The 24,584-nt window shown below is 72.9% G+C and carries 24 protein-coding genes; 14 read left to right on the top strand and 10 right to left on the bottom strand.

The genetic code is table 11. From position 1 onward, the window contains the following. Positions 1 to 9: 9 nt before the first annotated feature. The 4 genes from SLAV_RS39770 to SLAV_RS39755 are packed head-to-tail and all read right to left on the bottom strand — an operon-like array spanning position 10 to position 6,711. Complete coding sequence (locus SLAV_RS39770; RefSeq protein ID WP_031943772.1) at positions 10 to 780, bottom strand: thioesterase II family protein; 771 nt, start codon at positions 778 to 780, stop codon at positions 10 to 12. Between the two features lie 6 nt (positions 781 to 786). Then, the gene (locus tag SLAV_RS39765; RefSeq protein ID WP_031943773.1) at positions 787 to 2,388 is read right to left on the bottom strand and encodes a long-chain-fatty-acid--CoA ligase; all 1,602 of its coding nucleotides are present in this window, start codon (positions 2,386 to 2,388) and stop codon (positions 787 to 789) included. Between the two features lie 38 nt (positions 2,389 to 2,426). After that, complete coding sequence (locus SLAV_RS39760) at positions 2,427 to 6,398, bottom strand: type I polyketide synthase (RefSeq protein WP_100661365.1); 3,972 nt, start codon at positions 6,396 to 6,398, stop codon at positions 2,427 to 2,429. Between the two features lie 16 nt (positions 6,399 to 6,414). After that, positions 6,415 to 6,711 carry an acyl carrier protein gene (locus SLAV_RS39755; RefSeq protein WP_167456843.1) on the bottom strand — a complete coding sequence of 99 codons (297 nt, stop codon included), beginning with the start codon at positions 6,709 to 6,711 and terminating at the stop codon, positions 6,415 to 6,417. A gap of 139 nt (positions 6,712 to 6,850) precedes the next feature. Between SLAV_RS39755 and SLAV_RS39750 the strand changes: the two genes are divergently transcribed. The 4 genes from SLAV_RS39750 (at position 6,851) to SLAV_RS39735 (ending at position 11,627) form a co-directional block, all read left to right on the top strand. After that, complete coding sequence (locus SLAV_RS39750) at positions 6,851 to 7,591, top strand: 2OG-Fe dioxygenase family protein (protein WP_244225302.1); 741 nt, start codon at positions 6,851 to 6,853, stop codon at positions 7,589 to 7,591. 1 nt (position 7,592) lies between these two features. Then, on the top strand, positions 7,593 to 9,458 hold the full coding sequence (locus tag SLAV_RS39745) for a 2-oxoacid:acceptor oxidoreductase subunit alpha (RefSeq protein WP_031943777.1): 1,866 nt from the start codon (positions 7,593 to 7,595) through the stop codon (positions 9,456 to 9,458). Beyond that, complete coding sequence (locus tag SLAV_RS39740; RefSeq protein WP_031943778.1) at positions 9,451 to 10,506, top strand: 2-oxoacid:ferredoxin oxidoreductase subunit beta; 1,056 nt, start codon at positions 9,451 to 9,453, stop codon at positions 10,504 to 10,506. The genes SLAV_RS39745 and SLAV_RS39740 overlap by 8 nt, the downstream gene beginning before the upstream one ends. Before the next feature lie 239 nt (positions 10,507 to 10,745). Beyond that, positions 10,746 to 11,627 (top strand): polysaccharide deacetylase family protein, encoded by an 882-nt coding sequence (locus SLAV_RS39735; RefSeq protein WP_051841536.1) that lies wholly within the window; start codon positions 10,746 to 10,748, stop codon positions 11,625 to 11,627. Positions 11,628 to 11,630: 3 nt separating this feature from the next. Here SLAV_RS39735 and SLAV_RS39730 read toward each other — a convergent pair whose 3' ends face one another. Then, positions 11,631 to 12,479 (bottom strand): alpha/beta fold hydrolase, encoded by an 849-nt coding sequence (locus SLAV_RS39730; RefSeq protein WP_030241539.1) that lies wholly within the window; start codon positions 12,477 to 12,479, stop codon positions 11,631 to 11,633. After that, a complete protein-coding gene (locus SLAV_RS39725; RefSeq protein WP_031943780.1) occupies positions 12,479 to 13,114 on the bottom strand; it encodes a TetR/AcrR family transcriptional regulator in 636 nt (211 codons plus the stop codon). The genes SLAV_RS39730 and SLAV_RS39725 overlap by 1 nt, the downstream gene beginning before the upstream one ends. Positions 13,115 to 13,410: 296 nt before the next feature. Between SLAV_RS39725 and zapE the strand changes: the two genes are divergently transcribed. Beyond that, the gene (gene zapE / locus SLAV_RS39720) at positions 13,411 to 14,463 is read left to right on the top strand and encodes a cell division protein ZapE (protein ID WP_030241535.1); all 1,053 of its coding nucleotides are present in this window, start codon (positions 13,411 to 13,413) and stop codon (positions 14,461 to 14,463) included. A 39-nt stretch (positions 14,464 to 14,502) separates the two neighbouring features. On the opposite strand, the gene SLAV_RS39715 is transcribed toward zapE, so the two are convergent. The 3 genes from SLAV_RS39715 to SLAV_RS39705 all read right to left on the bottom strand — a co-directional run bounded on the left by SLAV_RS39715 (position 14,503) and on the right by SLAV_RS39705 (position 16,401). Continuing rightward, positions 14,503 to 15,288, bottom strand: coding sequence for an aminotransferase class IV (locus SLAV_RS39715; protein WP_233109173.1), 786 nt, complete (start codon positions 15,286 to 15,288; stop codon positions 14,503 to 14,505). 101 nt (positions 15,289 to 15,389) lie between these two features. Then, positions 15,390 to 15,803 (bottom strand): rodlin, encoded by a 414-nt coding sequence (locus SLAV_RS39710; RefSeq protein WP_030241530.1) that lies wholly within the window; start codon positions 15,801 to 15,803, stop codon positions 15,390 to 15,392. 130 nt (positions 15,804 to 15,933) lie between these two features. Further along, positions 15,934 to 16,401, bottom strand: a complete 468-nt coding sequence (locus SLAV_RS39705) for a DUF3515 family protein (RefSeq protein ID WP_031943781.1) — start codon at positions 16,399 to 16,401, stop codon at positions 15,934 to 15,936. A 148-nt stretch (positions 16,402 to 16,549) separates the two neighbouring features. Between SLAV_RS39705 and SLAV_RS39700 the strand changes: the two genes are divergently transcribed. The 5 genes from SLAV_RS39700 to SLAV_RS39680 all read left to right on the top strand — a co-directional run bounded on the left by SLAV_RS39700 (position 16,550) and on the right by SLAV_RS39680 (position 18,843). Continuing rightward, positions 16,550 to 16,840 carry a DUF4287 domain-containing protein gene (locus SLAV_RS39700; protein WP_031943782.1) on the top strand — a complete coding sequence of 97 codons (291 nt, stop codon included), beginning with the start codon at positions 16,550 to 16,552 and terminating at the stop codon, positions 16,838 to 16,840. Positions 16,841 to 16,937: 97 nt separating this feature from the next. Continuing rightward, complete coding sequence (locus tag SLAV_RS39695) at positions 16,938 to 17,348, top strand: VOC family protein (RefSeq protein WP_030241522.1); 411 nt, start codon at positions 16,938 to 16,940, stop codon at positions 17,346 to 17,348. Between the two features lie 30 nt (positions 17,349 to 17,378). Further along, positions 17,379 to 17,726: a helix-turn-helix domain-containing protein gene (locus tag SLAV_RS39690; protein WP_031943783.1), complete on the top strand. Its 348-nt coding sequence runs from the start codon at positions 17,379 to 17,381 to the stop codon at positions 17,724 to 17,726. A 5-nt stretch (positions 17,727 to 17,731) separates the two neighbouring features. Further along, a complete protein-coding gene (locus tag SLAV_RS39685) occupies positions 17,732 to 18,361 on the top strand; it encodes a VOC family protein (RefSeq protein WP_030241517.1) in 630 nt (209 codons plus the stop codon). Positions 18,362 to 18,390: 29 nt separating this feature from the next. After that, positions 18,391 to 18,843, top strand: coding sequence for an iron chaperone (locus SLAV_RS39680; protein ID WP_030241515.1), 453 nt, complete (start codon positions 18,391 to 18,393; stop codon positions 18,841 to 18,843). Between the two features lie 694 nt (positions 18,844 to 19,537). Here the strand turns inward: SLAV_RS39680 and SLAV_RS39670 are convergent. Continuing rightward, entirely contained in the window at positions 19,538 to 20,287 is a 750-nt protein-coding gene (locus SLAV_RS39670) for a TetR/AcrR family transcriptional regulator C-terminal domain-containing protein (protein WP_031943785.1), read from the bottom strand. A 143-nt stretch (positions 20,288 to 20,430) separates the two neighbouring features. On the opposite strand from SLAV_RS39670, the gene SLAV_RS39665 reads away from it, so the two are divergent. The 4 genes from SLAV_RS39665 (at position 20,431) to SLAV_RS39650 (ending at position 24,533) form a co-directional block, all read left to right on the top strand. Then, complete coding sequence (locus tag SLAV_RS39665) at positions 20,431 to 21,561, top strand: FAD-dependent oxidoreductase (RefSeq protein ID WP_030241507.1); 1,131 nt, start codon at positions 20,431 to 20,433, stop codon at positions 21,559 to 21,561. Positions 21,562 to 21,627: 66 nt separating this feature from the next. After that, entirely contained in the window at positions 21,628 to 22,416 is a 789-nt protein-coding gene (locus SLAV_RS39660; RefSeq protein ID WP_030241506.1) for a maleylpyruvate isomerase family mycothiol-dependent enzyme, read from the top strand. A gap of 281 nt (positions 22,417 to 22,697) precedes the next feature. Continuing rightward, positions 22,698 to 23,369, top strand: coding sequence for a DUF4097 family beta strand repeat-containing protein (locus SLAV_RS39655; protein WP_030241503.1), 672 nt, complete (start codon positions 22,698 to 22,700; stop codon positions 23,367 to 23,369). Between the two features lie 63 nt (positions 23,370 to 23,432). After that, complete coding sequence (locus SLAV_RS39650) at positions 23,433 to 24,533, top strand: serine hydrolase domain-containing protein (RefSeq protein ID WP_030241501.1); 1,101 nt, start codon at positions 23,433 to 23,435, stop codon at positions 24,531 to 24,533. Positions 24,534 to 24,584 lie beyond the last annotated feature (51 nt).

Here is a 24,584-nt window from a genome sequence, read left to right as displayed (position 1 = left end):
GCCGCCCGGTCAGGGCCCCGCGGCGTACCGCGGCAGCAGCTGGGCCAGGTCGGCCGTGATGGCGCGGGCGTGGGTCCGCAGGTAGAAGTGGTCCCCGGGGAAGGTCCGGCACCCCAGGAACTCGTCGGTCCGCCCGGCCCACGACCGCATGGCACCGGGCGCGAGGAGCGGATCCTCGCGCCCGGAGTACGCGACGACGGGGACGCCCACGGCCGCCCCGTCGTCCGAGAACTGCGCGCACACCGCGCCGTCGGCGCCCATCGCCCGGACCGCCGCCGCCAGCAGCTCCGCGTCCGCCTCGACCGCCGCCGGCAGCCCGCCCAGCAGGCGCAGCGCTTCGAGGGGGTCCGCGGACAGCGCCGCCGGCGCCGAGAACCCCTCGGGGGCCCACCCCGACACGGCGAGCAGCGCCGGGGCCGGCAGGCCCCGCCGCTCCATCTCCACCGTCAGCCGGTAGGCCAGCAGCGCCCCCATCGAGTGCCCGAACACCGCGTACGCGCGCCCGTCCAGCTCGTCCGAGACCACCCGCGCGAGGGCCTCCACCAGCGGGCCCAGCCGCGTGTACGGGGCCTCGCGCCGCCGCTCCTGACGGCCGGGCAGCTGCACCGCCTGGCAGGACACCGACCCCGGGAGCCGCGCGGGCCACTCCCGGTACATGGAGGCGCCGCCCCCGCTGTGGTGCAGCAGGAACAGCCGCAGCTCCGCGTCCGGTTCCGCGTCGGCCGGGTGCAGCCACCGCGACGCGCCCTGCACCTCGGGCAGCGGGCCCAGGGTCTCCATCGGGCTCTACGCGGCCGTGGCCGGGGCGGGCGACGCGGCCGCCTGGGTGTGCCGTTCGCGCAGCACCCGCCGCAGCACCTTCCCGGTGGGGTTGCGCGGCAGGGCGGTCACGATGTCGTACCCCGTCGGGATCTTGAACCCGGCGATCCGCCCGTTCATGAACCGCAGGAACTCGCGCGGGGTGGCCTCGGCTCCCGGACGCAGCACCACCGCGGCCCGTACGGCCTCCCCCCAGTCGGGGTGCGGGACTCCGTACACGGAGACCTCGGCGACCGCCGGGTGGGCCCGCAGGGCATTCTCGACCTCCGTCGGATAGATGTTCTGACCTGCGACGATGATGGTGTCGTTGACCCGGTCGACGAGGAACAGGTAGCCGTCGGCGTCGAGGTGCCCCATGTCGCCCATGGACAGCCACTCGCCCGAAGCGCCCGACAGGGCCTGTGCCGTCACCTCCGGCAGCTGCCAGTAGCCGAGGAAGCGCGCCGGGCTCCTGACGACCACCCGGCCCACCTCGCCCGCCGGCAGCGGCCGGCCCTCCCCGTCCAGGATCCGCACCTCGTTGCCGGGGCAGACCCGGCCCGCCGAGGCGAGGACCCGGCTGTCCGGGGTGTGGTCCTCCGGCGCCAGGCAGGTGACGAAACTGCCCGCCTCCGCCGAGGAGTAGCCCTGCGCCAGCTCGCAGCCCAGGACGTCGATGCAGGTCAGCAGGAGTTCGCGGTCGATGGGGGAGCCGCTGTAGACCACCTTGCGCAGCGAACGGAAGGTCTCGCGGGTGGTGCCCCGCTCGGTCAGCATCATCCGCAGCATCGCGGGCGCCGCCCACAGCGTCGTGATCCGGTGGTGCTCGATCAGCCGGGTGGCCTCGTCGGCGATGAACTGACGCATGATCACCGTGGTGGCGCCGGCGTTGAAGGAGTGCATGAACCAGCCGAAGCCCGAGGTGTGCAGACCGGGGAAGCAGCTCAGCCCCCGGTCCTCGGGCCGCCAGTCGATCCAGTCGACCCCCGCCGCCCGGGTGTCGGCGATGAAGGTGAAGAAGGTCCGCTGCGCCAGCACCACCCCCTTGGGCAGGCCGGTCGTCCCGCTCGTGTACAGCTGCGCGACCGGGTCGTCGAAACCGGCCGCGGCGGCCGGGTCCGGCTCCGTCTGCGGCCGCCCCCGCTTCCAGTCGAGGAACCCGCCCGCCACATGGCGGTCCGAGTCCATCTCCACGATCCGGACCAGCCGCGGCAGCGACGGCCGCAGCCTGTCCACCACCTGCCTGAACTGTCTCTCCACGAAGAGGAGTTCGGCCTGCGAGTCGCGCAGGACATGCTCGACCTCACCGGCCGTGAGCCGCGAGTTCACCGGCACCAGCACGGCGCCGCTCTTCGCGCAGCCCAGCGCCAGGTCGTAGTAGTGCTCCGATTCCCGGCCCAGGTAGCCGACCCGCGCGCCCGCCGCCAGACCGGAGTCCAGCAGCGCGTGCGCCGTGCGGTTGCTCTCCCGGTGCAGCTGCCCGTAGGTCAGCGTGCGGTCCTCGCAGATCACCGCCGGCCGGTCGGGCCGGTTCCGGGCGTGCAGCGCCGCGCGGGCGGCGAGGGTCCGGTCCTCCGTACGGTTGTCCATGGGGTTCCCTCGTGTCGTTTGGCTGTTGCTCAGGGGGCCTACGCCGCGACCACGGGCGCGGGCGCGAGCCGGTGGGACAGGACCTCGGCGAGCTCCTCCACCGAGGGGTGGTCGAAGACCGCCGACGAGACCAGGGGGACCCGCAGCCGCGTCTGGAGCCGGGTCCTGAGCACGATCGCGGTCAGCGAGTCCACGCCGAGTTCCAGGAAGCTCGCCTGGGTGTCGACGTACTCCGGGTCGTCCACCGCGAGGAGCGCGGCGACGGTGGCCCGCACCAGCGTGACCAGCGCGGCCCGCCGCTCCTCGGGCGGCGCCGCCGTCAGCGCCTCCACGTCGACCGGCGCGGACGCGGCCGGTTCCGCGGCCCCGGCGGCCACCTCCACCGGCCGGTCCGGCAGCCGGGTGAAGCCCATCCCGGACAGCTCCGCCACCGGCCGGCCGGCACCCTCGGGGCCGTCCTCCAGCAGCAGCAGGTCCAGGGTGAAGGCCGGGCCCCCGCCCGTCCCGGTGTCCGGCCGGTCGGCCCACGTGACCCGCACGGCGGAACGCAACGCCTCCCCGCGCGGCTTCTTGAAGGTCCGCAGCCGGCCCACGCTCGTGGCCACGTAGCGGCGGCCGTCGTCGGCGAGGGCGGCCAGGGCGTGCGTCGCGCCGTCCAGCAGCGGCGGCGGGAGGTGCTCGGCCCGCGAGACGTCCGCGCCGGACAGCTCCGTCACCGCGAAGTTCGGCCCGTACGCCGTCACCGAGCGGGCCCGCCGGAACTGCGGCCCGTACTCCAGCCCGGCCTCGGCGTAGGCGGCCCGCACGTCCTCGGCGTCCAGCGCCTTCGAGGAACGCACCCCCCGCACCGCGCCCAGCAGACCCACCAGGGCCCGGCCCTGATCGGACAGCGAGCCCGGGGCGGCCGCCTCCGCGGCGATCGCGGCCGTCGCGTGCAGCCTCTCCACGCCCCCGGGCTCGTCCCCGGACCGGCTGGAGACCTCCACCGACAGCCGTCCGTCCGGCTCGGTGCGCACCCGGGTCAGCAGCAGCGTCGGCCGGTCCGAGAGGAACAGCGCCTCGTGGAAGCGGACGTCCTCCACCGCCCGGCCGGTGTCGCCGTGGACCTCGTCCTGGACCGCCAGCAGCAGCTCCAGGTACGCCGCCGCGGGCAGGAAGGCCTGGCCTCCGATGACGTGGTCCGCCAGGTACGCCGGGGCCGCCGCACTGATCCGGGCCGTGAACTCCCGCCGGCCGTCCCCGGATCCGCCCTCGCGGCCCAGCAGCGGATGGCCGGCGCCGGCGGCCCCGGCGCGCGCCGCGGGGCGGGCCGGGAGCCGGTAGGAACGCCGGTCGAAGGCGTAGCCGGGCAGCGGGATCCGCCGCCCCGGCCCGTCCGCGTGGACCTCGCCCCAGGCGATGTTCAGCCCCGCCGTGTACGCACCGGCCAGCGCGGCGTCCAGGGTGGCGCCCGTGGTGTCCTTGCGGCGCAGGCAGCTCAGCCACCGGTGCTGCTCCTGCGGTACGCACTGGCGGGCCAGCGAGGTCAGGGCCGTGGACGGACCCACCTCCAGGAACACGTGCCGGCCGCGCTCGGCGATGGTCCGCACCCCGGCCGCGAACTCCACCGACCGCGTCATGTGGTGCACCCAGTACTCGGGCGTGGCCAGTTCCCGCGGCGCCGCGATCCGGCCGGTCAGGTTGGACACGATCGGCAGCCGCGGCTCCCCGAAGGAGATCCCGCGCAGCACCTCGGCCAGCGGCTCGGCGACCTCCTCCAGCAGCGGCGAGTGGAACGCCGCCGTCACGTGCAGCGGGGTCACCGTCCATTCCCGGGCGCGCAGCGCCTCCACCGCCTCGGCCAGCGCCCCGGCGCCGCCCGAGACCACGCACTGCTCCGGCGCGTTGACGGCGGCGACGGCCAGCTCGGGCCACGGCAGGAGCAGCGGGCGCACCTCCTCGGCGGGCGCGGCCACCGCGGCCATCCCGCCCGGCGCCGACACCGACTCGATCAGCCGGGAACGCGCGGCGAGGAAGGTCACCCCGTCGGCGAGCGAGAACAGCCCGGCGACCGTGGCCGCGACGATCTCGCCCACGCTGTGCCCGATCAGGACGCTCGGCCGCACCCCCCACGACAGCCACAGCCGGGCCAGCGCGTACTCCAGGGTGAACAGCGCCGCGTGCGTGAAGGACGTACGGGCCAGGGTCTCCTCCGCGTCCTCGGCGTCGCCGAACATCACGGCGGCCACCGAGCGCCCGAGCAGCGGGGCGAAGAGCGCGTCGCACTCGTCGACGCAGCGCGTGAACACGGTGTGGCGCCCGTACAGGGCCCGTCCCATGCCCACGTACTGCGAACCGGACCCGGTGAACAGGAAGGCCACCTTGCGGAACGCGTCGGGCTTCTCCTCGCCGCGCGGGGGCGCGCTCCACCGCTCCAGCAGCGTGCCGAGCTCGGTCAGGGAGGAGACGGCCGCCGCCGCCCGGAAGCGGAAGTGCGAGCGGGCGGTGGCCCGGGTGCGGCACAGGTCGGCGAGGGAGGTGCCGGGGTGCTCGGCGAGGAAGCGCGCGTACCGCTCGGCCTGGAGCCGCAGCGCCGGCCGGGACTTGGCGGACAGCGTGAAGACCTGCCCGTACTCCTGGTCGGGCGCGGCGGGCGCGGTGTCCCGGTCGGCGTCCCGGGCGGGGGCCTCCTCCAGTACCGCGACCGCGATGGCCCCGGCGACGCCGAAGCCGTTGACGGTGGCCCGGCGCACCGGGGCCTTCCAGGGCCGCTCCTCCGCCGCCACCTCGATCGGATAGGTGTCCCAGGGGATCCGGCCGGAGAGGTTGCGCCACACGTGCGGGAAGAAGGTGCCGGCCCGCATCTGCGTGATCACCTTGATCAGTCCGCCGAGCCCGGCCGCAGGCTCCATGTGCCCCAGGTTGGCCTTCAGCGAGCCGATGGTCAGCGGGTCGTCCTTGGCGTGGGAGGCACCGAACACCCCGTTCACCGAACCCATCTCGATCGGATCGCCGAGCGGAGTCCCCGTGCCGTGCGCCTCCACGTACTGGATGTCGCCCGGCTCCAGCCGCGCGTCGGCCAGCGCCGCCCGCATCACCGCCTCCTGCGCAGTGCCGTTGGGCGCGCTCAGGCCCGCGCTCTCCCCGTCCTGCCCGATGGCGGTGCCCCGTACCAGGGCCAGCACCCGGTCGCCCGCGGCCACCGCGTCCGACAGCCGCTTGAGGACCAGCACCCCGCAGCCCTCGGCGCGCGCGTACCCGTCGGCGCTCTCGTCGAAGGTCTTGCAGTGTCCGTCCGGGGCGAGCATCTGGGCGTGCGAGAGGATCACGTACGAACGCGGGTTGTGCAGGGTGTTCACCCCGGCACACAAGGCGATCCCGCACTCGCGCCGCCGCAGCCCCTGCACCGCCAGGTGCAGGGCGGTCAGCGAGGCCGCGCACGCGGTGTCCGTCGTCAGGCTCGGGCCGCGCCAGCCCAGGAAGTACGAGAGCCGCCCCGACAGCGAGTACGCCCCGAGCCCGGTCGCCAGGTTCCCGTCGAGCTGCTCGTCCGAGAGCCCCTCCAGCTCCAGGGGGAAGTCCAGGGGGGAGGCGCCCACGTAGACCCCGCCGTCGCCGTGCCGCAGCACGGCCGGATCGATGCCGGAGTCCTCCAGGGCCTCCCACACCGTCTCCAGCAGCAGCCGCTGCCCCGGATCGATGAAGGGAGCCTGCTTCGGGGGAATGTTGAAGAACTGTGCGTCGAATTCGTCGATACGGTCGAGGAAACCGCCCGCGACGGCGGTGATGTCGCCGTCCGCCACCTCCGGAACCCAGCGGTCGCGCGGCAGCGGACCGATACCGGAACGCCCGTCCCGCAGAAAGGAATCGAGATCGGAAAGGGAATTGTTCCGGCCGGGCAGGCGCATTCCCACGCCGACCACGGCGATCGGCTCGTGCTTTTCGAGAAGGAATTGCCCGAGGGTCTTTTCCTTCATCTCCTCGATCCCCTGCATGACGTACGGATCCTGCGGGTCCGGCGTTCCCGGCATGGCGGCGACCTTCCTCTCAATTCGCGTCGAAGATGTCGGCCAGCACGTCCGAGGCCAGATGGTCGGTCAGCCGCTCGACGGTGGGCTGGTTGAACAGGGCCGTGCTGCTGATGCCCCGTCCCAGCCGGTCTTCGAGCCGCTGCTTGACCTGGGTGAGCAGCAGGGACGTCATGCCGAGCTCGAAGAAGCTGTCCTCCAGCGGCAGCTCTTCGTCGTCGGGCATGAGAAGTGCCGTCTTGAATTCCGCCACGACGATTTCTTCCAGAACCGTCCGGCGTTCCGATCTGGGCGAGGACACTAATTGTTCTGTCATACCGGTCGAGTGAAGCACAGGTGCCGTGACGACCGGCTGACGTCCTCCTGACCCGTCGGCCCTGTCAGTTCAGCGTCAGTACGGCTGTGGGAACCTCGGGATGCACGAGTGCGTGAGATCCGGCGTGGAGGAGCGAATCATGCAGACCGAAGCACGAGAAGAACTGCGGGCCAATGGATATTCGTTGCTGCCGGCCGACCGGCTCGTCATCGATGCCGAATTGAGGCAGCACGTCAAGGAATTGGCCGCCGAGTGGGAGAACCTGGAGACGGACCGGTACCTGAAGGGCGGGTCGCGCTTCCGCGAGCGCCGCTACGACCGGTTCTTCTTCGTGCCCCGCACCGGAGAGGTCCGGCTGCGCCCCCACCGGCCCTACTTCCAGTCGATGAACGCCAACGACTACGCCGGCGGCATCGACCGCGACGTGGCCCCCCTCAGCCGGGCCACCCTCGACAACCCGCTCCTGACCCGGCTCCTGCGCACCGACTTCGAGAAGTTCCCGGTCCCCGCGGACTCCTGGCTCGACGACCCCTGGGACGTCCAGTGCCACCAGTTCCGGATCATCAGCACCCCGGACGAGACGGGGGAGCCGACCCCCGAGGGCCCGCACCGCGACGAGGTCGACTTCGGCGCGATCCACCTGATGGGCCGCTTCAACGCCCGGGGCGGGGAATCCCAGGTCTACAGCCTGGAGAAGGAGCTCATGGCCGAGTTCACCCTCACCGAGCAGATGGACACCATGTTCTGGGCGGACGCCCGGATCCTCCACGCGGTGCGCCCCATCCACGCGCAGGACCCGGCCAAGCCGGCCGTCCGCGACGTCCTGATCCTGGGTTACCGGCACGCGCCGGAGCTGCGCCGCGACGAGCAGAGCGGCTGACATGGCGAACGGGACCGAGGTCCGCCGCGTCGACCGTGTGGTCATCCGTTTTGCGGGTGATTCGGGTGACGGTATGCAGTTGACGGGTGACCGTTTCACGTCGGAGACGGCGTCGTTCGGTAATGATCTTTCGACGTTGCCGAATTTCCCGGCGGAGATCCGGGCGCCTGCCGGGACCCTGCCGGGTGTGTCGTCGTTCCAGCTGCATTTCGCGGATCACGACATCCTGACGCCGGGGGACGCGCCGAACGTTCTGGTGGCGATGAATCCGGCGGCGCTGAAGGCGAACATCGCCGATGTGCCGCGGGGTGCGGAGATCATCGTGAACACGGACGAGTTCACGAAGCGGCCGATGGCGAAGGTGGGGTACGCGACGTCTCCGCTGGAGGACGGTTCGCTGGACGCCTACCGGGTGCACGGGGTGCCGCTGACCACGCTGACGGTGGAGGCGCTGAAGGACTTCGGTCTGTCGCGCAAGGAGGCCGAGCGCAGCAAGAACATGTTCGCGCTGGGTCTGCTGTCGTGGATGTACCACCGGCCGACGGAGAACACGGAGAAGTTCCTGCGGCAGAAGTTCGCGAAGAAGCCGGACATCGCCGAGGCGAACATCGTGGCGTTCCGGGCGGGCTGGAACTTCGGGGAGACCACGGAGGACTTCGCGGTTTCCTATGAGGTGGCTCCGGCGACGAAGGCGTTCCCGGCGGGTGTGTACCGCAACATCTCGGGGAACCTGGCGCTGTCGTACGGGCTGATCGCGGCGGCGCGGCAGGCGGATCTGCCGCTGTACCTGGGTTCGTACCCGATCACGCCGGCCTCGGACATCCTGCACGAGCTGTCCAGGCACAAGAACTTCGGGGTGCGGACCTTCCAGGCGGAGGACGAGATCGCGGGGATCGGTGCGGCGCTGGGGGCGGCGTTCGGCGGGGCGCTGGGGGTGACGACGACCTCCGGGCCGGGTGTGGCGCTGAAGTCGGAGACGATCGGGCTGGCGGTGTCGCTGGAGCTGCCGCTGCTGATCGTGGACATCCAGCGGGGCGGGCCCTCGACGGGGCTGCCGACCAAGACCGAGCAGGCCGACCTGCTCCAGGCGATGTACGGGCGCAACGGTGAGGCCCCGGTCCCGATCGTGGCCCCCCGCACCGCCGCCGACTGCTTCGACGCCACGCTGGAGGCGGCCAGGATCGCGCTCACCTACCGCACCCCGGTCTTCGTCCTCTCCGACGGCTACCTCGCCAACGGCTCCGAGCCCTGGCGCGTCCCCCATCCGGACGAACTGCCTGATCTGCGGACCCGGTTCGCGACCGCCCCCAACCACACGCTGGCCGACGGCACCGAGGTGTTCTGGCCCTACAAGCGGGACCCGCAGACGCTGGCCCGGCCGTGGGCGGTCCCGGGGACGCCGGGGCTGGAACACCGGATCGGCGGGATCGAGAAGCAGGACGGCACCGGGAACATCTCCTACGACCCGGCCAACCACGACCACATGGTCCGCACCCGCCAGGCCAAGATCGACGGCATCGCCGTCCCCGACCTGGAGGTCGACGACCCCACCGGCACCGCCCGCACCCTGGTCCTGGGATGGGGCTCCACCTACGGCCCCATCACCGCCGCCGTCCGCCGGCTCCGCGCCCAGGGGACGGCCATCGCGCAGGCCCACCTGCGCCACCTCAACCCCTTCCCGGCGAACCTCGAAGAGGTACTCGCCCGCTACGAGCGGGTCGTCGTCCCCGAGATGAACCTCGGGCAGCTCGCCACCCTGATCCGGGCGAGGTACCTGGTCGACGCCCGCTCCCACACCCAGGTCAACGGCATGCCGTTCAAGGCCGAGCAGCTCGCCGAGGTCCTCCAGGAGGCCATCGATGACTGAGGCACTGAGTCTGATCCCCAGGGCGGAGGCGGCGCTCGCGGCCAGGGACTTCAAGTCGGACCAGGAGGTCCGCTGGTGTCCGGGCTGCGGCGACTACGCCGTCCTCGCCGCCGTACAGGGCTTCATGCCCGAGCTCGGACTGGCCAGGGAGAACATCGTCTTCGTCTCCGGCATCGGCTGCTCCTCCCGCTTCCCGTACTACATGAACACCTACGGGATGCACTCCATCCACGGCCGCGCCCCCGCCATCGCCACCGGACTCGCCTCCTCCCGCCGCGACCTCTCCGTCTGGGTCGTCACCGGCGACGGCGACGCCCTCTCCATCGGCGGCAACCACCTCATCCACGCCCTGCGCCGCAACGTCAACCTCAAGATCCTGCTCTTCAACAACCGGATCTACGGCCTCACCAAGGGCCAGTACTCCCCCACCTCCGAAGTCGGCAAGATCACCAAATCCACCCCGATGGGCTCCCTCGACGCGCCCTTCAACCCCGTCTCCCTCGCCCTCGGAGCCGAAGCCACCTTCGTCGCCCGCACCATCGACTCCGACCGCAAACACCTCACCGAGGTCCTGCGCCAGGCAGCCGACCACCCCGGCACCGCCCTCGTCGAGATCTACCAGAACTGCAACATCTTCAACGACGGCGCCTTCGACGCCCTCAAGGACCAGGAACAGGCCCGCGAAGCCGTCATCCGCCTCGAACACGGCCGGCCCATCCGCTTCGGCACCGACGACACCAAGGGCGTCACCCGCAACCCCGACACCGGCGACCTCGAAGTCATCACCGTCACCCCCGACAACGAACACCGCGTCCTGACCCACGACGCCCACGCCACCAGCCCCACCACCGCCTTCGCCCTCTCCCGCCTCGCCGACCCCGACACCCTCCACCACACCCCCATCGGCGTCTTCCGCGACACCACCCGCCCCGTCTACGACACCCTCATGGCCGACCAGCTGGAAGCGGCGGTGGAGCAGCACGGGAAGGCGGACCTCGGGGCGCTCCTCACCGGCACCGACTCCTGGACGGTGACCCCGTCGCGCTGAGGCCGCCGGCGGTGCGCGGGAGTGCGCGGCCTGGCACCCTCGGTGACCGGGGAGCGGCCCGGCCACCGGCGTGACCAATGACACCCCTGCGGCCAGGGGCCGATCGCCGCAACGGTTCCGGGCGCTCGCGCCGCCCCGGGGGCCGTTCGGTGGAGGCGGCGGCGAAGACGCCTGACCTAGCCTGGAACGGCAGTACGAGATCCGGGGGCCGAGCGCAAAGGAAGAGCGCGTCCATGGGCATGACCACCAGTTCCGTGCGTCGTCGGCGTGCGGGATCCGCCGTGACGGCGGCCGTCCTCGGCCTCCTGGCGGCAGCCGCCGCACCGGCCCTCGCCGCCACGGACGGCCCGGCGGGCCACCCCGCGGCCGGCGCTCCCGCGGGCTCCGCCCACGGCGCGGCCCGCACGGAGGCGCACACCACCGCCCGGGGTGCGCAGGGCTCCGCCCACGCCGCGGCCCGTACCGAGGCACACACCACCGCCCGGGGTGCCGTCGAGGGTGCCGCCCGGACCCCGCTGGGGATCACCCGGCTGGCCCAGGGCCCGGGCCACGCCGTCGCCATCACCATCGACGACGGCCCCGACCCCCGCTGGACCCCCCAGGTCCTCCAGGTGCTGCGGAAGAACCACGTCAAGGCCACCTTCTGCATGATCGGTACCAACGCCCAGAAGTACCCGGAGCTGGTGCGCGCGGTCGCCGCCGACGGGCACCGGCTGTGCGACCACTCCGCCGACCACGACGTGACCATGGACCACAAGCCCGTCGCTTACCAGCGCAAGCAGATACTCGACGGCAAGGCCATGATCCAGAAGGCCGTGCCGGGCGTTGCCGTCGACTACTACCGCGCGCCGGGCGGTGCCTTCACCCCCGACAGCCGTGCGGTGGCCACCGAGAGCGGGATGCAGCCCCTGGGCTGGAGCGTGGACCCCAAGGACTGGAGCCGTCCGGGCCTGCCGGCGATCGTGTCCGCCGTGGAGGGCAAGCTGCCGCAGCAGCCGACCGTCCTCTTCCACGACGGCGGCGGCGACCGCAGCGAGACCGTCGCGGCGCTCAAGCAGTACCTGCCCTGGCTCTCCGCGCGGGGCTACGCCTTCACCTTCCCGGTCCGCGCCACCCCGTAGACCTCAGCGGTCCCCGTCCCCGTCCGCCAGGACCTCCAGCAGCCGCTCCGCGAACTCCGCCGGCCGCTGCGTGCAGCCCAGGTGTCCGCCCGGGAACTCGGCGAAGCGGGCCCCCGTCAGCTCCGCCAGCCGCCGGGCCGGCCCGTGGAGCGCCGGCTGGGGGCGCGAGTCCCGTCCGGCGGCCGTGACCAGCCGCGCGGAGGCCTCCCGCAGGGCCGGCAGGTCGGGAGCGCTGCCCGTGAAGGGGCACAGCACGTGCTCCAGGAAGAACGGGGTGTTGGCGTACGCGCGCGGCATCATCTCCAGCACCTCGGGGGCCGGTTCGTCCGGCTCCCGCTCCTGGTCGGGCCGCCCGAGGCCCTCGCCGAAGCGCGCCATCGCGGGTCCGCCGCCCTCCGCCAGGAACAGCGCCCGGACCTCGGCGAACAGCGCCCGGTACGGTGCGGGGTCCTCCAGCACCTCCACCAGCGGCGGCTCGTGCGCCACCACCCGGCGCACCCGGTGCGGGTACCGGGCCAGCAGGTCGAGCGCGGCGATCGCACCCGCGCTGCAGCCCAGTACGTACGCGGGCCCGTGCGGGGAGACCTCGTCGAGCAGGCGCCGCGCGTCGTCGGCCCAGTCCGCCGGCCGCTGCCCGGCGGGCGGCCCGTCGAGGGTGCTGCGGGACTGGCCGCGCGGGTCCTGCGCGACGACGGTGTACCCGGCGTCGGCGAGCGCGGGGGCGATCGCCGCGTACACGGCGGCGTCGGCTCCGCCGCCGGGGATCAGCAGCAGTACGGGGCCGCTGCCCCGCGTCTCGTAGTAGAGGGTCGCGCCGGGCACCTTGAGGGTGCGGGCGGTGGGCGTGTCCATCAGCGGTTCTCCCCGTCGTCTTCCGTGCCGTCTTGCGTGCCGTCTTGCGTGCCGTCTTGCGTGCCGTCGCGCGACGGCCAGTTCTCCAGGGCCACGTGCAGCGCGTCGAGCGCCCGCGCCCAGGACTCCCCCACCGCGCGGGAGTGCCCGAAGCCGCCCCCGAGTTCGAGGTGGACGAAGCCGTGGAAGGAGCTGCGCAGCAGCCGGCCCGCGTCGGTCAGGTCCGGCTCCCGCAGCCCGTAGCCGCGCAGCATCCCGTACGTCAGCTCGACGCTGCGGCGGAAACCGGCGGAGTCCGCCACCTCCTCGGGCTCGAAGCGCATCTGCGTCGCCGCGTACCGGCCGGGGTGCGCCAGGGCGTACGCCCGGTAGGCGTCGGCGAAGGCGACGAGCGCCTCCTTGCCGGAGCGTCCCGCGACGGCGTCCGCGATCCGCCCGGTCATCTCCTCGGAGGCCAGCAGCGCGACCCGCACCCGCAGGTCCCGCAGGTTCCGCACGTGCGAGTACAGGCTCGCGTCCTTGACCCCGAAGCGCCGCGCGAGCGCGGACAGCGTCACCTTCTCGATACCGGTCTCGTCCGCCATGGCGGACGCCGCCTCCAGCAGGACGGCGGCACTCAGCCCCGCACGCACCACGGGACATCCCCTCGATCGTTGCCTAGATCATCCAGGTAGAAACCTAGGGGGTCTAGGTTCTGGTTGTCCAGCCACATACGAGGTGCGTTCGCGGGAACGTGCTGGCCGGCGGATGCCCAATCCCGAAGCCACATGGTCAGGCGGCGCTCACCACGCCCCGTCACCGCGATCGGAGACGCCGCCCGTGGCGATCCGGTCTTGGAGGGGGTCGTACGCGTCAGGAATGATGATCAGCTCTTGATCGCTCGTGCGGATCAGGGATTCGGTACCGAGGGGAAACGGGTGATCATCAGGTGATGCGGGAGTTCGAGAACGCGGCCCGGCAGGCCGGCTTCGTCCTGGACGAAGCCCAGCGACAGGCCGCCCTCAGGCTCGGTGAACTCGGCGCGGACGTCACGCGCAAACGGGGACTCTTCGGCCGCGGCGCCGAACCCCCGCGCGGGGTGTACCTGTGGGGCTCGGTCGGCCGCGGCAAGAGCTGGCTGACCACCACCCTCTACGAGGCCGTGCCCCTGCGGAACAAGCGCCGCCTGCACTTCCACGACTTCTTCCGCGAGTTCCACGCCGCCTACCACCGCCACCAGGGCGACCGCCGGGTCACCGACCTCGCCGTCACCGAGCTGCTGGGCGACTGCCGCTTCCTCGTCTTCGACGAGTTCCACGTCCACGACGCCGGCGACGCGATGCTGATCGGCCGCGTCCTGCGGTCGATCCTCGACCAGAGGATCACCCTGCTCACCACCTCCAACTACCCTCCGGCCGGACTGCTCCCCAACCCCGTCTTCCACGAGATGTTCCTTCCGACGATCAAGATGCTCGAAGAGACCATGGACGTCGTCGAACTCGGCGGCGGACGGGACTACCGGGCCGAGTACGCGTCGGGCACGGCCCGCTCCGAGTTCGAACGCGGTGCCTACCTCTGGCCCGGCACCGAGGAGCAGCTCGCCGAACACGGCCTCGGCCTCCCGCGGCCCGGCGACCGGCAGCAGGTGGAGGTGACCGGCGGCCGCACCGTCCAGGCGCTGGCCGTCGACGGCGAGCGGATCTGGTTCGACTTCCACGACCTGTGCGACCGGCCGAACTCGACCGGCGACTACCTCGCACTGACGGACCGCCACCCCGTCTGGGTGCTCTCCGGCCTGCCCCGCCTGGCCGGCGAGGACCGCGACGCGGCCCAGCGGTTCGCCAACCTCGTCGACGTGCTCTGCGACCGCGACGTACGCCTCGTCCTGATCGGCGAGGCACCGCTCGACGAGGTGCTGCGGGGCGAGTCCCTGCCGCTCGACGTCAACCGGACCGCGAGCCGCCTGTCGCTGCTGTCCGCCACGGCCGACTCCGACGCGCACTGAGCGGGGCCCGGACGCCATGATCCTGCTCGACCCGTGCCGCTACCGGGGCAGCGGCACCGCGGCGTCCGCCCAGGCGGCCCGCCACTCCTGAACCCGCGGTGCGGGGCCGACGGCCACGTCGGCCCCCACCCACCCGGTGACCGGCCGCAGCCCGTGCAACGCGTTGACGGCCCACACCTCGCGGCCGTCCAGCTCCGCCGGGCGCGCCCGACGCCGCCGCACCGCGACACCCAGCTCCCCGGCCCGCCGCACCACCCAGGCGGCCGTCACGCCCGCGAGCACCGGCAGTCCGGGATCGACGACGCACAGGACGTCCCCCTCCCACCACACCAGGCTCGCCGTGGCGGTCTCCAGCACGACCCCGTCGTCGGAGACGAGCAGCGCGTCATCGGCGCCCGCCGCGACGGCCGCCGCCCGCAGGGCCCCCAGCGCCGCCAGGTCCGGCCCCTTGCGCCGGGGCGCGCGGCGGGGATCCTCGCCCCCGGCCCACAGCCGCACCGCGTCCGTCCGCGCGGGCGCCGGCCTCACCCGCACCTGCAACCGGCCGCCGACCAGTTCCACCCGGGGGAACCAGCACCCCGTGCGGGGCAGCGCAGCGACGACGGCCTCCGGGAAGCCCCCCGGCTCCGGCCCGCCCGCCTCGGCGACGGCCGCCGCGAACCGGCGCCAGTGCGCGGGCAGTTCCCGTACCCGTCCCTCCTCGACCAGCCAGGAGTCGGCCGCCGCCGGCGCCCCGGCCGCCTCCTCGCCCTCGACGAGCCCGTCCGCCCCGTACAGGAGGACCCGCTCCCCGCTCCCACCGGCACCCGCCGACCCCGTCGTCATGACCCGGAGCATAGATCGTCGGCGGCCCGCCGGGGCACGCGGAAGGGCCGGCCGCGGGGGCTCGTGCGGACCCCCACGACCGGCCCTGCCCTGCCGGTGGATCAGCTGTTGGCGGAGACGTTGCCGGAGAGGACCGGGATGTTGTCCAGGATGTGCGAGAGCGGCTCGTCGCCCTTGGCCTGGGTGGAGTTCTCGGTGCACTGCTGGTTCTGCGGGTTGGCGAGGACGTTGACGTCCTGGACGCCGACGTTGGCGAGGATCGCGATCAGGGACTGCGCGTTGACCTTGACCGGCAGGCCGATGCAGGGCTTGTTGAGGGTGCCCTGGACGGCGCTGAGCTGCGGGCTCATGTCACCGGCGGTCTTCTGGTTGCCGTAGATCTGGGAGGCGCCGTTGCCGTTGACGGTGTTGATCCCGTTGTCGTTGCCGATGGCCATGGCCGGCGCGGCAGCGGCAGCGCCCGCGCCGATCGCGGCGGCGGTGGCTGCTGCGGTGACCATCATCTTCTTCAGCATTCTCAAGCAATCCTTCGCTAGAGCGGAAACGGGCCCGTGTTGGGCAAGTCGACCTTCTAACGCCGGCGTGCCACCACCCGTGGCGGCCTGTCACCCGAATGCGCAGGCTCCGCCCTCCCGCGGCGCTCCCTCACGTGTCGCCCAGCGCCAGGCACTTGGACTTCTGCGGGAACCCCCGTACCCCGTGGTTGACCGCGATCAGAGCATCACCCGCCGACCGCGCACCCCCGCTGAACGCGACCTCGACGGCGGGCTCGCGCCCGTAGGTGGTGAACACCCACACGCCACTGCGCCCGGCCCGCTCGTCGTCGAGCACCCAGTCGACACCGTCGACGTTCACACAGGTGTCCACGGTCGGGGCGAGCGGCCGCACACCGCACCGCAGCACGACGGCCCCACCACCCCACCCGGCCGCCCCCGCGCCGCCGACCGCGTCACGCCCCTGCCCGAGGAGCGCCCCCGGCAGGCCCGCGACCACGTCCGCGCACGGGCCGCTGCCCGCGAACGGCCCGGCCGGCACGTCGTAGTCGGTCAGCGTGCCCAGCACGACGGCTCCCACCGCCAGGGCCGCGCACACCACCGTCTGCCGCCCCCGCACCACCGCGCTCCCCCTTACCGGCGCTCCGTCGAGCGCCTTCCCGCACCCACCCTGGGCGCCGCGGAAAATTCTTCCCCACCGACCGATGAGTTTCGCTCCCGGCCCCGGTCCACACTGCGCAACGTCCCTCCGACCAACGGGAGTCCCCATGTCGTTCCAGGCCTACCTCGACACCATCGAGACCAAGACGGGCCTCACGCCCCGCGCCTTCGTCGCCCTCGCCCACGAGCGCGGCTACGACGACCCGTCCACCAAGGCGGGAACGGTCCTCGCCTGGCTCAAGGAGGACTACGGCCTGGGCCGCGGCCACGGCATGGCGCTGGTCCACGTCATCAAGAACGGCCCGAAGATCGACGCCAAGCACGTCGGGACCACCGGCGTCCACCGCGACGCTTCCGACACCCTGTGGCTGGACGGCAAGGCGACCCGCCCCGCCTGACCCCGCCCCGCCATGACCCCGCCCCCCGGCGGCCCGCCTCACGACCGGTCAGGATTCGAGAAGCGCGGGCCGCCCGGCCACCCCTAGCGTGAGCGTCATGAACCTCACCATCCACACCAGCGCCCTCCCGCACGACGACCCGGACGCCTCCCTCGTCTTCTACCGCGACGTCCTCGGCTTCGAGGTCCGCAGCGACGTCGGACAGGGCAGGATGCGCTGGATCACCGTCGGCCCCCAGGGGCAGCCCGACACGTCCATCCTCCTCGCGCCGCCCGCCGCCGACCCCGGGATCACCGAGGCCGAGCGCCGCACCATCGCCGAGATGATGGCCAAGGGCACCTACGGCTGGATCCTCCTGGCCACCCCGGACCTCGACGCCGTCTTCGACAAGGTCCGGGCCGCCGACGCCGAGGTCGTCCAGGAGCCGACCGAGCAGCCCTACGGCATCCGCGACTGCGCCTTCCGCGACCCCGCGGGCAACCTGATCCGCATCCAGCAACTGCGCTGATCCGTACGCCCCGACGACAGGAGCCCCCTCGTGTGCCACCCCGCATGGGGCCGCGCCCGCGCCGCGGCCCGGCACCTGGACGACCTCGCCCGACTGCGCCGCGTACGCGACCGGATCGACCGGGAGTACGCGCGGCCGCTGGACGTCGAGGCCCTCGCCCGCGGCGCCGGCCTCCCCGCCGGTGAACTCAGCCGCCGGTTCCGGCTCGCGTACGGCCTGTGCCCGTACGCCTACCTCCTGGCCCGCCGCGTCGAGCGCGCCACGGTCCTGCTGCACCTCGGCGACCTCGGCGCCGCCGCCGCCCCGCAGGGGGCCGAGCACGCGGGCGAACCGGTCAGGAATCGAGAAGCACCCCTCCCGCAGCCGCAACTAGCGTGATGACCATGACCTCCATCGAATGCGTCACCCTCGACGTGGCCGACGCCTCGGCCGCCGACCGCTTCTACACCACCGCCTTCGGTCTGGGCCGGCGCATCCGCCTGCGGGCCGCCCAGGCACCCACCACCGGATTCCGCGGTTTTACGCTGTCGCTCACGGTTTCCCAGCCGGGCAACGTCAACCGCCTCGTCGACGCCGCCCTCGACGCCGGCGCCACACCGGTCAAGCCCGCCGCGAAGTCCCTGTGGGGCTACGGCGGTGTCGTACGGGCGCCGGACGGGGCGATCTGGAAGGTCGCCACCTCCGCGAAGAAGGACACCGGCCCGGTCACCCGGCAGGTCGACGCCATCGTGCTCCTCCTCGGCGTCGCGGACATCGGCGCGAGCAAGCGCTTCTACACCGGGCAGGGCCTGACGGTGTCGAAGAACATCCCCGGCACGTACGTGGAGTTCGCCGCCGGGGAGGGCCCGGTCAAGCTCGCCCTCTACAAGCGCCGCGCCCTCGCCAAGGACGCCGGCGTGGCCCCGGAGGGCACCGGCTCCCATCGCCTCACGATCGGCGCGTCCGCCGCAGACTTCACCGACCCGGACGGCTTCGCCTGGGAAACGGCCCCGCCGTCCGACGTCCTGCACTGACACCCACACCACACCAGGGGGAGTCCGCCATGGCCGGTACCGAAACCACCACCCACGAGGGATTCAGCGCCGAGGAACGGGCCGCGATGAAGGAGCACGCCCGCGAACTGAAGCAGGAGGCGCGCCGCAGGTCGACCGCGGACAAGGCGGCCGAAGCCGAGCGGGACGTGCTCGCGAAGATCGCCGGGATGCGGGACTCGGACCGGAACATGGCCGAGCGCGTCCACGCCGTCGTCACGGCCGCCGCCCCGGGCCTCGCCCCGAAGCTCTGGTACGGCATGCCCGCCTACGCGCTGGACGGCAAGGTCGTCTGCTACTTCCAGAGCGCCGAGAAGTTCACGTCACGCTACGCCACCCTCGGTTTCAGCGACCTCGCCCGGCTGGACGACGGTGCGATGTGGCCGGCCGTCTTCGCCCTGACCGAGGTGACGCCGGAGGTCGAGACCCGTATCGCCGCCCTCGTCGGGCAGTCCCTGAACTGACCTGCCCCGTTCCGCCGCCGGACCGGCCCCGGGGCCGCGGCCGTCGCGCCGGGCGCGCCACCTCCACGCCGTGTGTCCCACGAGGGCCACGGCCGCGAGGACGGCGACCACGCGGACCGTGCTCCAGGTGCCCGTGGCGACCGGCCCCGCCGCGGCCGCCTCCACCTCCAGGCGCCGGGAGGTCTCGTACCAGGCGATCAGCGGAACGAGGAGCCGCAGCGGCAGGCCGGGAACGCCGGGGTTCCGCGCCAGGTTCCCGAAGAGTCCCATCGGGGCGCCGAACAGGAAGGCCGCCACGCCCCACACCAGGATCTGCGTGGTGGGATCCCCTCCCGGCGCCTCGGACCCCACCGCCTTGATCAGGTAGTAGACGACCACACCGACGGCCAGTGCCACCGGGGCCACGAGGGCCGCCTCCGCCTTCGAGGGGCGTGATCCGCCCACCAGGAAGGCGAAGCACGCCCACGACCAGCCCCCGGAGAACACGATCCCCACGACCTGGAACACCGGGCCGTCGAATCTCACCGGGAGCGCGCCGAGCACGCCGAGCAGCACTCCGGCTCCGAGGGCCACCGTCACGGGCACGATGCGGGCGAGCGGAAGACGCATGGTCCACTTCCTTGTCCTGCGGATGATCGCCGAGGTTGCGTCCGCCGATGCTCGCACGGGGCCCGGGGGCGGCCCGCCCGGTGCGTCAGGTCCCCTGCCCGCCGCCCGCAGCCGGCCGGGACGGAGCCGCCAGGCCGGTCAGGATGACGTCCAGGCCCGCGGTGAACATGGCGGCGGGGTCCTGGTCCGCGCCACGGGTGACGAGGTGGGCGAGGGCGGGGTAGCGGCCGGTGGCGATGAGGCGCCGGAGGTAGGGGCCCGAGGCGGCCTGCCACTCGTGCTCCGTCTGCCCGCTCTCGCGTTCCACGCGCAGTTCGACGATCTCGTGGCGGACCGCGCCGAACACGTAGCCGTTCACCGCCTGCAGGGCGTGCATCAGGGCGTTCGGGTCGTCGTCGGCGATGCCCGGAGCCCGCCGCAGGGCGGCCAGGACCGCCTCCAGGTGACCGAGGGCCGCCGGACCGAACTGCGGGCGGCCGCCGAGGAGGTCGGCGAACCACTCGTGGCGCAGTGCCGCGCAGCGCAGCCCGTGGGCGAGGGTCCGTACGGATGCCTCCCAGTCGCCCTCGTCCCCCTCGTCCCCCTCGGCGGGCTCGGGCAGGGGGATCTCGGCGTACACCGCGTCGAGCATCAGGTCGAGGAGTTCCTCCTTGGTGTCCACGTAGCGGTAGAGCCGCATCGGGCCGGCGTCCAGCGCGGCGGCGACCTTGCGCAGCGAGACCGCCGTCAGTCCGTCGTCGTCGGCCAGCCCGACCGCGGCCCGCACGATGCGGTCGCGGCTCAACGGGCTGAGCGACGACCGTGCGGCCGGCTCGGGCCGTTCCCAGATGAGCACGGGCTTCCCTGCCTCTCCCTCGGGTCCTCGGACCACCCCAGTTTCGATACAGCGTATCGACAGGTGATCGATACGCTGTATCGTAGAAATACGGTGTATCGAAAACCGACACCGCCCCCGATGCCACCCGAGGGAGCACACCCATGCCGCACATCGCCGTCATCGGAGCCGGGCCCGGCGGCCTGCTCCTGGCCCGCGTCCTCCACCTGTACGGCATCGAGGCCGTCGTGTACGAGCGCGAGGCCTCGCCGACCGCCCGGACCCAGGGCGGCATGCTCGACCTGCACACCGACACCGGTCAGCGCGCGCTGCGCGAGGCCGGACTGGAGGCGGAGTTCCTGACCATGGCCCGGCGCGAGGGCCAGGACCACCGGCTGCTCGACCACACCGGCACGGTCCTGCTGCGCCAGGACACCCCCGACGACGCCCCGATGGACCGCCCCGAGGTCGACCGCGCGGACCTGCGCGCGATCCTCCTCGGTTCGCTGCCTCCCACCGCCGTCGCCTGGGACCACGGCCTGGAGCGGGCCGAACCGCTGCCCGGGGGCCGCCACCGCCTGCACTTCACCGGCGGCCGGACCGCCGAATGCGACCTGCTCGTCGGGGCGGACGGCGCCAACTCCCGCGTACGCCCCCTCGTCACCGACGCCCGACCGACCCCTCTCGGCGCCCATGTCGTCGAACTGGGCATCCCCGGCCTCGTCCGCACCCGGCCCGACCTCGCCGCCCTGGTGGGACGCGGCAACTACTGGGCCTTCGGCCCGGGTCGTTCCCTGTCCGCCCAGCTGGGCGGCGACGGCCGGCTGCGCGTCTACCTCACCTTCCACGGCCCCGAGGACTGGCCCGCGACCTGCGGCATCCCCTTCGAGGACCCGGCCCGTGCCCGGCCGCTGCTGCGGGAGCGGTTCGCCGACTGGGCAGCGGAGTTCACCGACCTGATCGACGCGTGCGACGGGGCCCTCACGGTCCGCTCCCTGTCCACGCTGCCGGTCGGGCTGACCTGGGCCCACGTACCCGGCGTCACCCTGCTCGGCGACGCCGCCCACCTGATGCCGCCGGCCGGCGAGGGCGCCAACGCGGCCCTGCTCGACGGGGCCGAACTCGGCCTCGCCCTCGCCGCGGACCCGGACGCCCCCGACGCGGCCGCGCACCGGTACGAGCGGGCCATGTTCCCCCGCGCCCGGGAGGCCGCCCGACGATCCGCCCGCATCCACGAGATCCTGATGTCCCCCGACGCCGCGCACCGCCTGGTGGCGATCCTCCAGCCGGCCTAGCAACTCCCGCCCGCCGAACGGGAAATTCGCTGTTCAGCCGCCGGACGGCACTGGTAGAAAGCCGTGGTGCACAAGAACCTCGACTTCTCCGATCTGCTGCGGCTGATCGACGAACGGTCCGCCGCCTTCCGCGCGGCCGTCGCCGCCGCGCCCGACCTCGACGCGCAGGTGCCGAGCTGTCCCGAGTGGACGCTGTTCGACCTGGCGCAGCACCTGGGCGACGGGCGCCGTTCCTGGGCCGCCACCGTCGCCGCGGGGCCCGCCGCCACCTCCCGGCTCATACCGGAGGACGCCCCGCCCGTACCCCGGGAGCGCGAGGCCCTGGTGGCCTGGCTGGCCGCCTCGATGCAGGACCTGCTGGACGCGCTGCGGGAGGCCGGCCCGGACCGCGATTGCTGGACCTGGTGGGGTGCTTCGCAGTCGCCGCAGACCTCCGGCGCCGTCGCCCGGCACCAGCTCCAGCAGGTCGCCGTGCACACCTACGACGCCCAGCTCGCCCTGGGCGCCCCGGAGCCGCTGCCGGAAGAGGCGGCGCTCGACGGCGTCGAAGATTTCCTGTTCACCTGCTGCGCGACGACGTCCGCCTGGCCGCACGAGCCCGCGGTCGTCGACTACCACGCCACCGAAGGCCGTTCCTGGCGGCTGTGGCTCTCCGCCGACGGTGCGCGGGTCACCCGCGTACCCGCGACCGCCGAGGGCGAGGAGCCGGACGCGCCGGCGGCCGACGTCTCGGCCCGCGGAACGGCCGGCGAGCTGGTCCTGTTCCTGTACGGCCGCATTCCGGTCGACGCCCTCAAGGCCGACGGTGACCTGCGCATCTTCGACCGGCTCTTCGCCTGGGAGCCGGAGGGCTAGGACAGCGACGGGGACCCCGGGCATCACAGCGGGCCCGTCCCCGCGGCCATCGTGCCGCGGGGGCGGGCCTTCGTGCTGCCCCGGACCGGTCGCCATAGCGTTCACTCTCGCCCCATTGCAACGCCCTGCACGGCTGACGTTGCATTACGCTCAGCGCCGTTGCAACGATTTCGCATCTTCTACCTGCGTATATACAGATCTGACGCAACGAATGTGTTGCCAACTCCATGAACGCAACGTAGCTTTCCATCATCAGAAACAACGAGGTGAAGGAAAGCATCATGCAGAAGTTCGACACCACCGCCCCGGTCTCCGTCGTCCTCGACATCCCCGCCGGACGCATCCGGCTCGTCGCCGCCGACCGGGCCGGCACCACCGTCGAGGTCCGGCCCGCCGACGGCTCCAAGAGCCGCGACGTGAAGGCCGCCGAGCGGACCACGGTCGAATACGCCGACGGAGTCCTGCGCATCGGGGCCGCCGAGGCCGGCAACCGGCTGCTCGGCAACTCCGGATCCGTCGAGCTGACCGTCCAGCTCCCCGCCGGCTCCCACGTAGAGGCGAAGGCGGCCGCCGCCGAACTCCGCGGCGTCGGACGCCTCGGCGACGTGACCTTCGAAGGCGCTCAGGCCACCGTCGAGCTCGACGAGAGCGCGAGCACCCACCTGACCGTCCAGGCCGGCGACATCACCGTAGGCCGCCTCACCGGCCCCGCCCGGATCAGCACCCAGAAGGGCCACCTCCGTATCGCCGAGGCCCACCGAGGCACCGTCGAACTGCGCACCGAGCACGGGGACATCACCGTCGGCGCCGCCCGCGGGACCTCCGCCACCCTCGACGCCGGCACCGCCCACGGCCGCGTCCACAACGCCCTCGGCAACACCGACGGCGCCCACGCCGCCCTCGACATCCACGCCACCACCTCCTACGGCGACATCACCGCCCGCAGCCTCTGACCCGCAGCCTTCGACCCGCAGCCTTCGACCCGAGCCGCCCTCACCTTCAGGGAGCACACCACCATGTCCGTCACCCCCACCGTCCAGGACCGCCCGGAGCTGCGGAAGGTCATCCAGGAGATGATCGATTCCGGTTTCACCGGGGTGCACCTGCGCGTGAACGACCACCGGGGCGAGTGGGTCGCCGCAGCCGGCGTCGCCGAACGGGGCGACAGCGCCCCGCCGCCCGTCGACGGATACCTCCGGGTGGGCAGCGTCACCAAGCCGTTCACCGCCACCGCGGTGCTCCGGCTGGTGGCGGAGGGCAGGACCGGGCTCGACGACGCGGTGGCCGGCCACCTGCCCGAACTCGGGCTGGACCCGCGGATCACCGTACGGATGCTGCTCCAGCACACCAGCGGCGTCTTCAACTTCACCGGCGAGTACCTCGACGACGGGACGGTCGTGCCCGGCATCCCCTGGCAGGGTCGCGAGTGGGTGGAGAACCGGTTCAAGACCTACCTGCCGGAGGAACTGGTACGGCTGGCGCTGTCCGAGCCGGCGCGGTTCGAGCCGGGGACGGACTGGAGCTACTCCAACACCAACTACGTACTGGCCCGGCTGCTGATCGAAAGGGTCACCGGCCGCTCGCTGGCCGAGGAGATGCAGCGGCTCGTCCTGGGGCCGCTCGGCCTGACGGACACCCTGGTGCCGGACACCCGCACGGAGGTCCCCGAACCGCACGCCCACGCCTACTACCGGTACGAGGAGGACGGCGAACGCAAGACGGTCGACGTCACCCGCCAGAACCCCTCCTGGATCTCCACCGGCGGCGACATGATCTCGACCACCCGGGACCTCCACACCTTCGTCTCCGCACTGCTGGGCGGCAGGCTCCTGCCGGCCCCGCTGCTTGCCGAGATGTGCGAGCCGCACCCCAAGGCGGGCTACGGCCTGGGGGTGTTCGTACAGCCCGGCCCGGACGGGGAGGGCACGGTCATCACCCACAACGGCGGCATCGCCGGTCACGCGGCACTGCTGTACAGCACGCCCGACGGCAGCACGACCCTGACCGCCGCACTGAACTACGTGGACGACGCCGGGCTGTCCCTGGCGGTCCCGTTCCAGCAGGCGACGCAGCGGCTCGTCGAGGAGGTGTTCGGCGACGGGCGGGCCGCGGGCTGACGCCCGGCGCGACCTCGCCGCCGCACGGCGGGCCTGCCCCACCCCGGGCCG

Origin of the sequence: Streptomyces lavendulae subsp. lavendulae, assembly GCF_002803845.1 — a bacterium.
GTDB classification, from domain to species: Bacteria; Actinomycetota; Actinomycetes; order Streptomycetales; family Streptomycetaceae; genus Streptomyces; species Streptomyces lavendulae.
This window is presented reverse-complemented; position numbering and strand designations above follow the sequence as displayed.

Excerpts from the sequence above, each read along its gene's own strand:
- SLAV_RS39770 (WP_031943772.1), bottom strand. The coding sequence starts at position 780 with ATGGAGACCCTGGGCCCGCTGCCCGAGGTGCAGGGCGCGTCGCGGTGG.
- SLAV_RS39765 (WP_031943773.1), bottom strand. The coding sequence starts at position 2,388 with ATGGACAACCGTACGGAGGACCGGACCCTCGCCGCCCGCGCGGCGCTG.
- SLAV_RS39760 (WP_100661365.1), bottom strand. The coding sequence starts at position 6,398 with ATGCCGGGAACGCCGGACCCGCAGGATCCGTACGTCATGCAGGGGATC.
- SLAV_RS39755 (WP_167456843.1), bottom strand. The coding sequence starts at position 6,711 with ATGACAGAACAATTAGTGTCCTCGCCCAGATCGGAACGCCGGACGGTT.
- SLAV_RS39750 (WP_244225302.1), top strand. The coding sequence starts at position 6,851 with ATGCAGACCGAAGCACGAGAAGAACTGCGGGCCAATGGATATTCGTTG.
- SLAV_RS39745 (WP_031943777.1), top strand. The coding sequence starts at position 7,593 with ATGGCGAACGGGACCGAGGTCCGCCGCGTCGACCGTGTGGTCATCCGT.
- SLAV_RS39740 (WP_031943778.1), top strand. The coding sequence starts at position 9,451 with ATGACTGAGGCACTGAGTCTGATCCCCAGGGCGGAGGCGGCGCTCGCG.
- SLAV_RS39735 (WP_051841536.1), top strand. The coding sequence starts at position 10,746 with ATGACCACCAGTTCCGTGCGTCGTCGGCGTGCGGGATCCGCCGTGACG.
- SLAV_RS39730 (WP_030241539.1), bottom strand. The coding sequence starts at position 12,479 with ATGGACACGCCCACCGCCCGCACCCTCAAGGTGCCCGGCGCGACCCTC.
- zapE (WP_030241535.1), top strand. The coding sequence starts at position 13,411 with ATGCGGGAGTTCGAGAACGCGGCCCGGCAGGCCGGCTTCGTCCTGGAC.
- SLAV_RS39715 (WP_233109173.1), bottom strand. The coding sequence starts at position 15,288 with ATGACGACGGGGTCGGCGGGTGCCGGTGGGAGCGGGGAGCGGGTCCTC.
- SLAV_RS39710 (WP_030241530.1), bottom strand. The coding sequence starts at position 15,803 with ATGCTGAAGAAGATGATGGTCACCGCAGCAGCCACCGCCGCCGCGATC.
- SLAV_RS39700 (WP_031943782.1), top strand. The coding sequence starts at position 16,550 with ATGTCGTTCCAGGCCTACCTCGACACCATCGAGACCAAGACGGGCCTC.
- SLAV_RS39695 (WP_030241522.1), top strand. The coding sequence starts at position 16,938 with ATGAACCTCACCATCCACACCAGCGCCCTCCCGCACGACGACCCGGAC.
- SLAV_RS39685 (WP_030241517.1), top strand. The coding sequence starts at position 17,732 with ATGACCTCCATCGAATGCGTCACCCTCGACGTGGCCGACGCCTCGGCC.
- SLAV_RS39680 (WP_030241515.1), top strand. The coding sequence starts at position 18,391 with ATGGCCGGTACCGAAACCACCACCCACGAGGGATTCAGCGCCGAGGAA.
- SLAV_RS39665 (WP_030241507.1), top strand. The coding sequence starts at position 20,431 with ATGCCGCACATCGCCGTCATCGGAGCCGGGCCCGGCGGCCTGCTCCTG.
- SLAV_RS39655 (WP_030241503.1), top strand. The coding sequence starts at position 22,698 with ATGCAGAAGTTCGACACCACCGCCCCGGTCTCCGTCGTCCTCGACATC.
- SLAV_RS39650 (WP_030241501.1), top strand. The coding sequence starts at position 23,433 with ATGTCCGTCACCCCCACCGTCCAGGACCGCCCGGAGCTGCGGAAGGTC.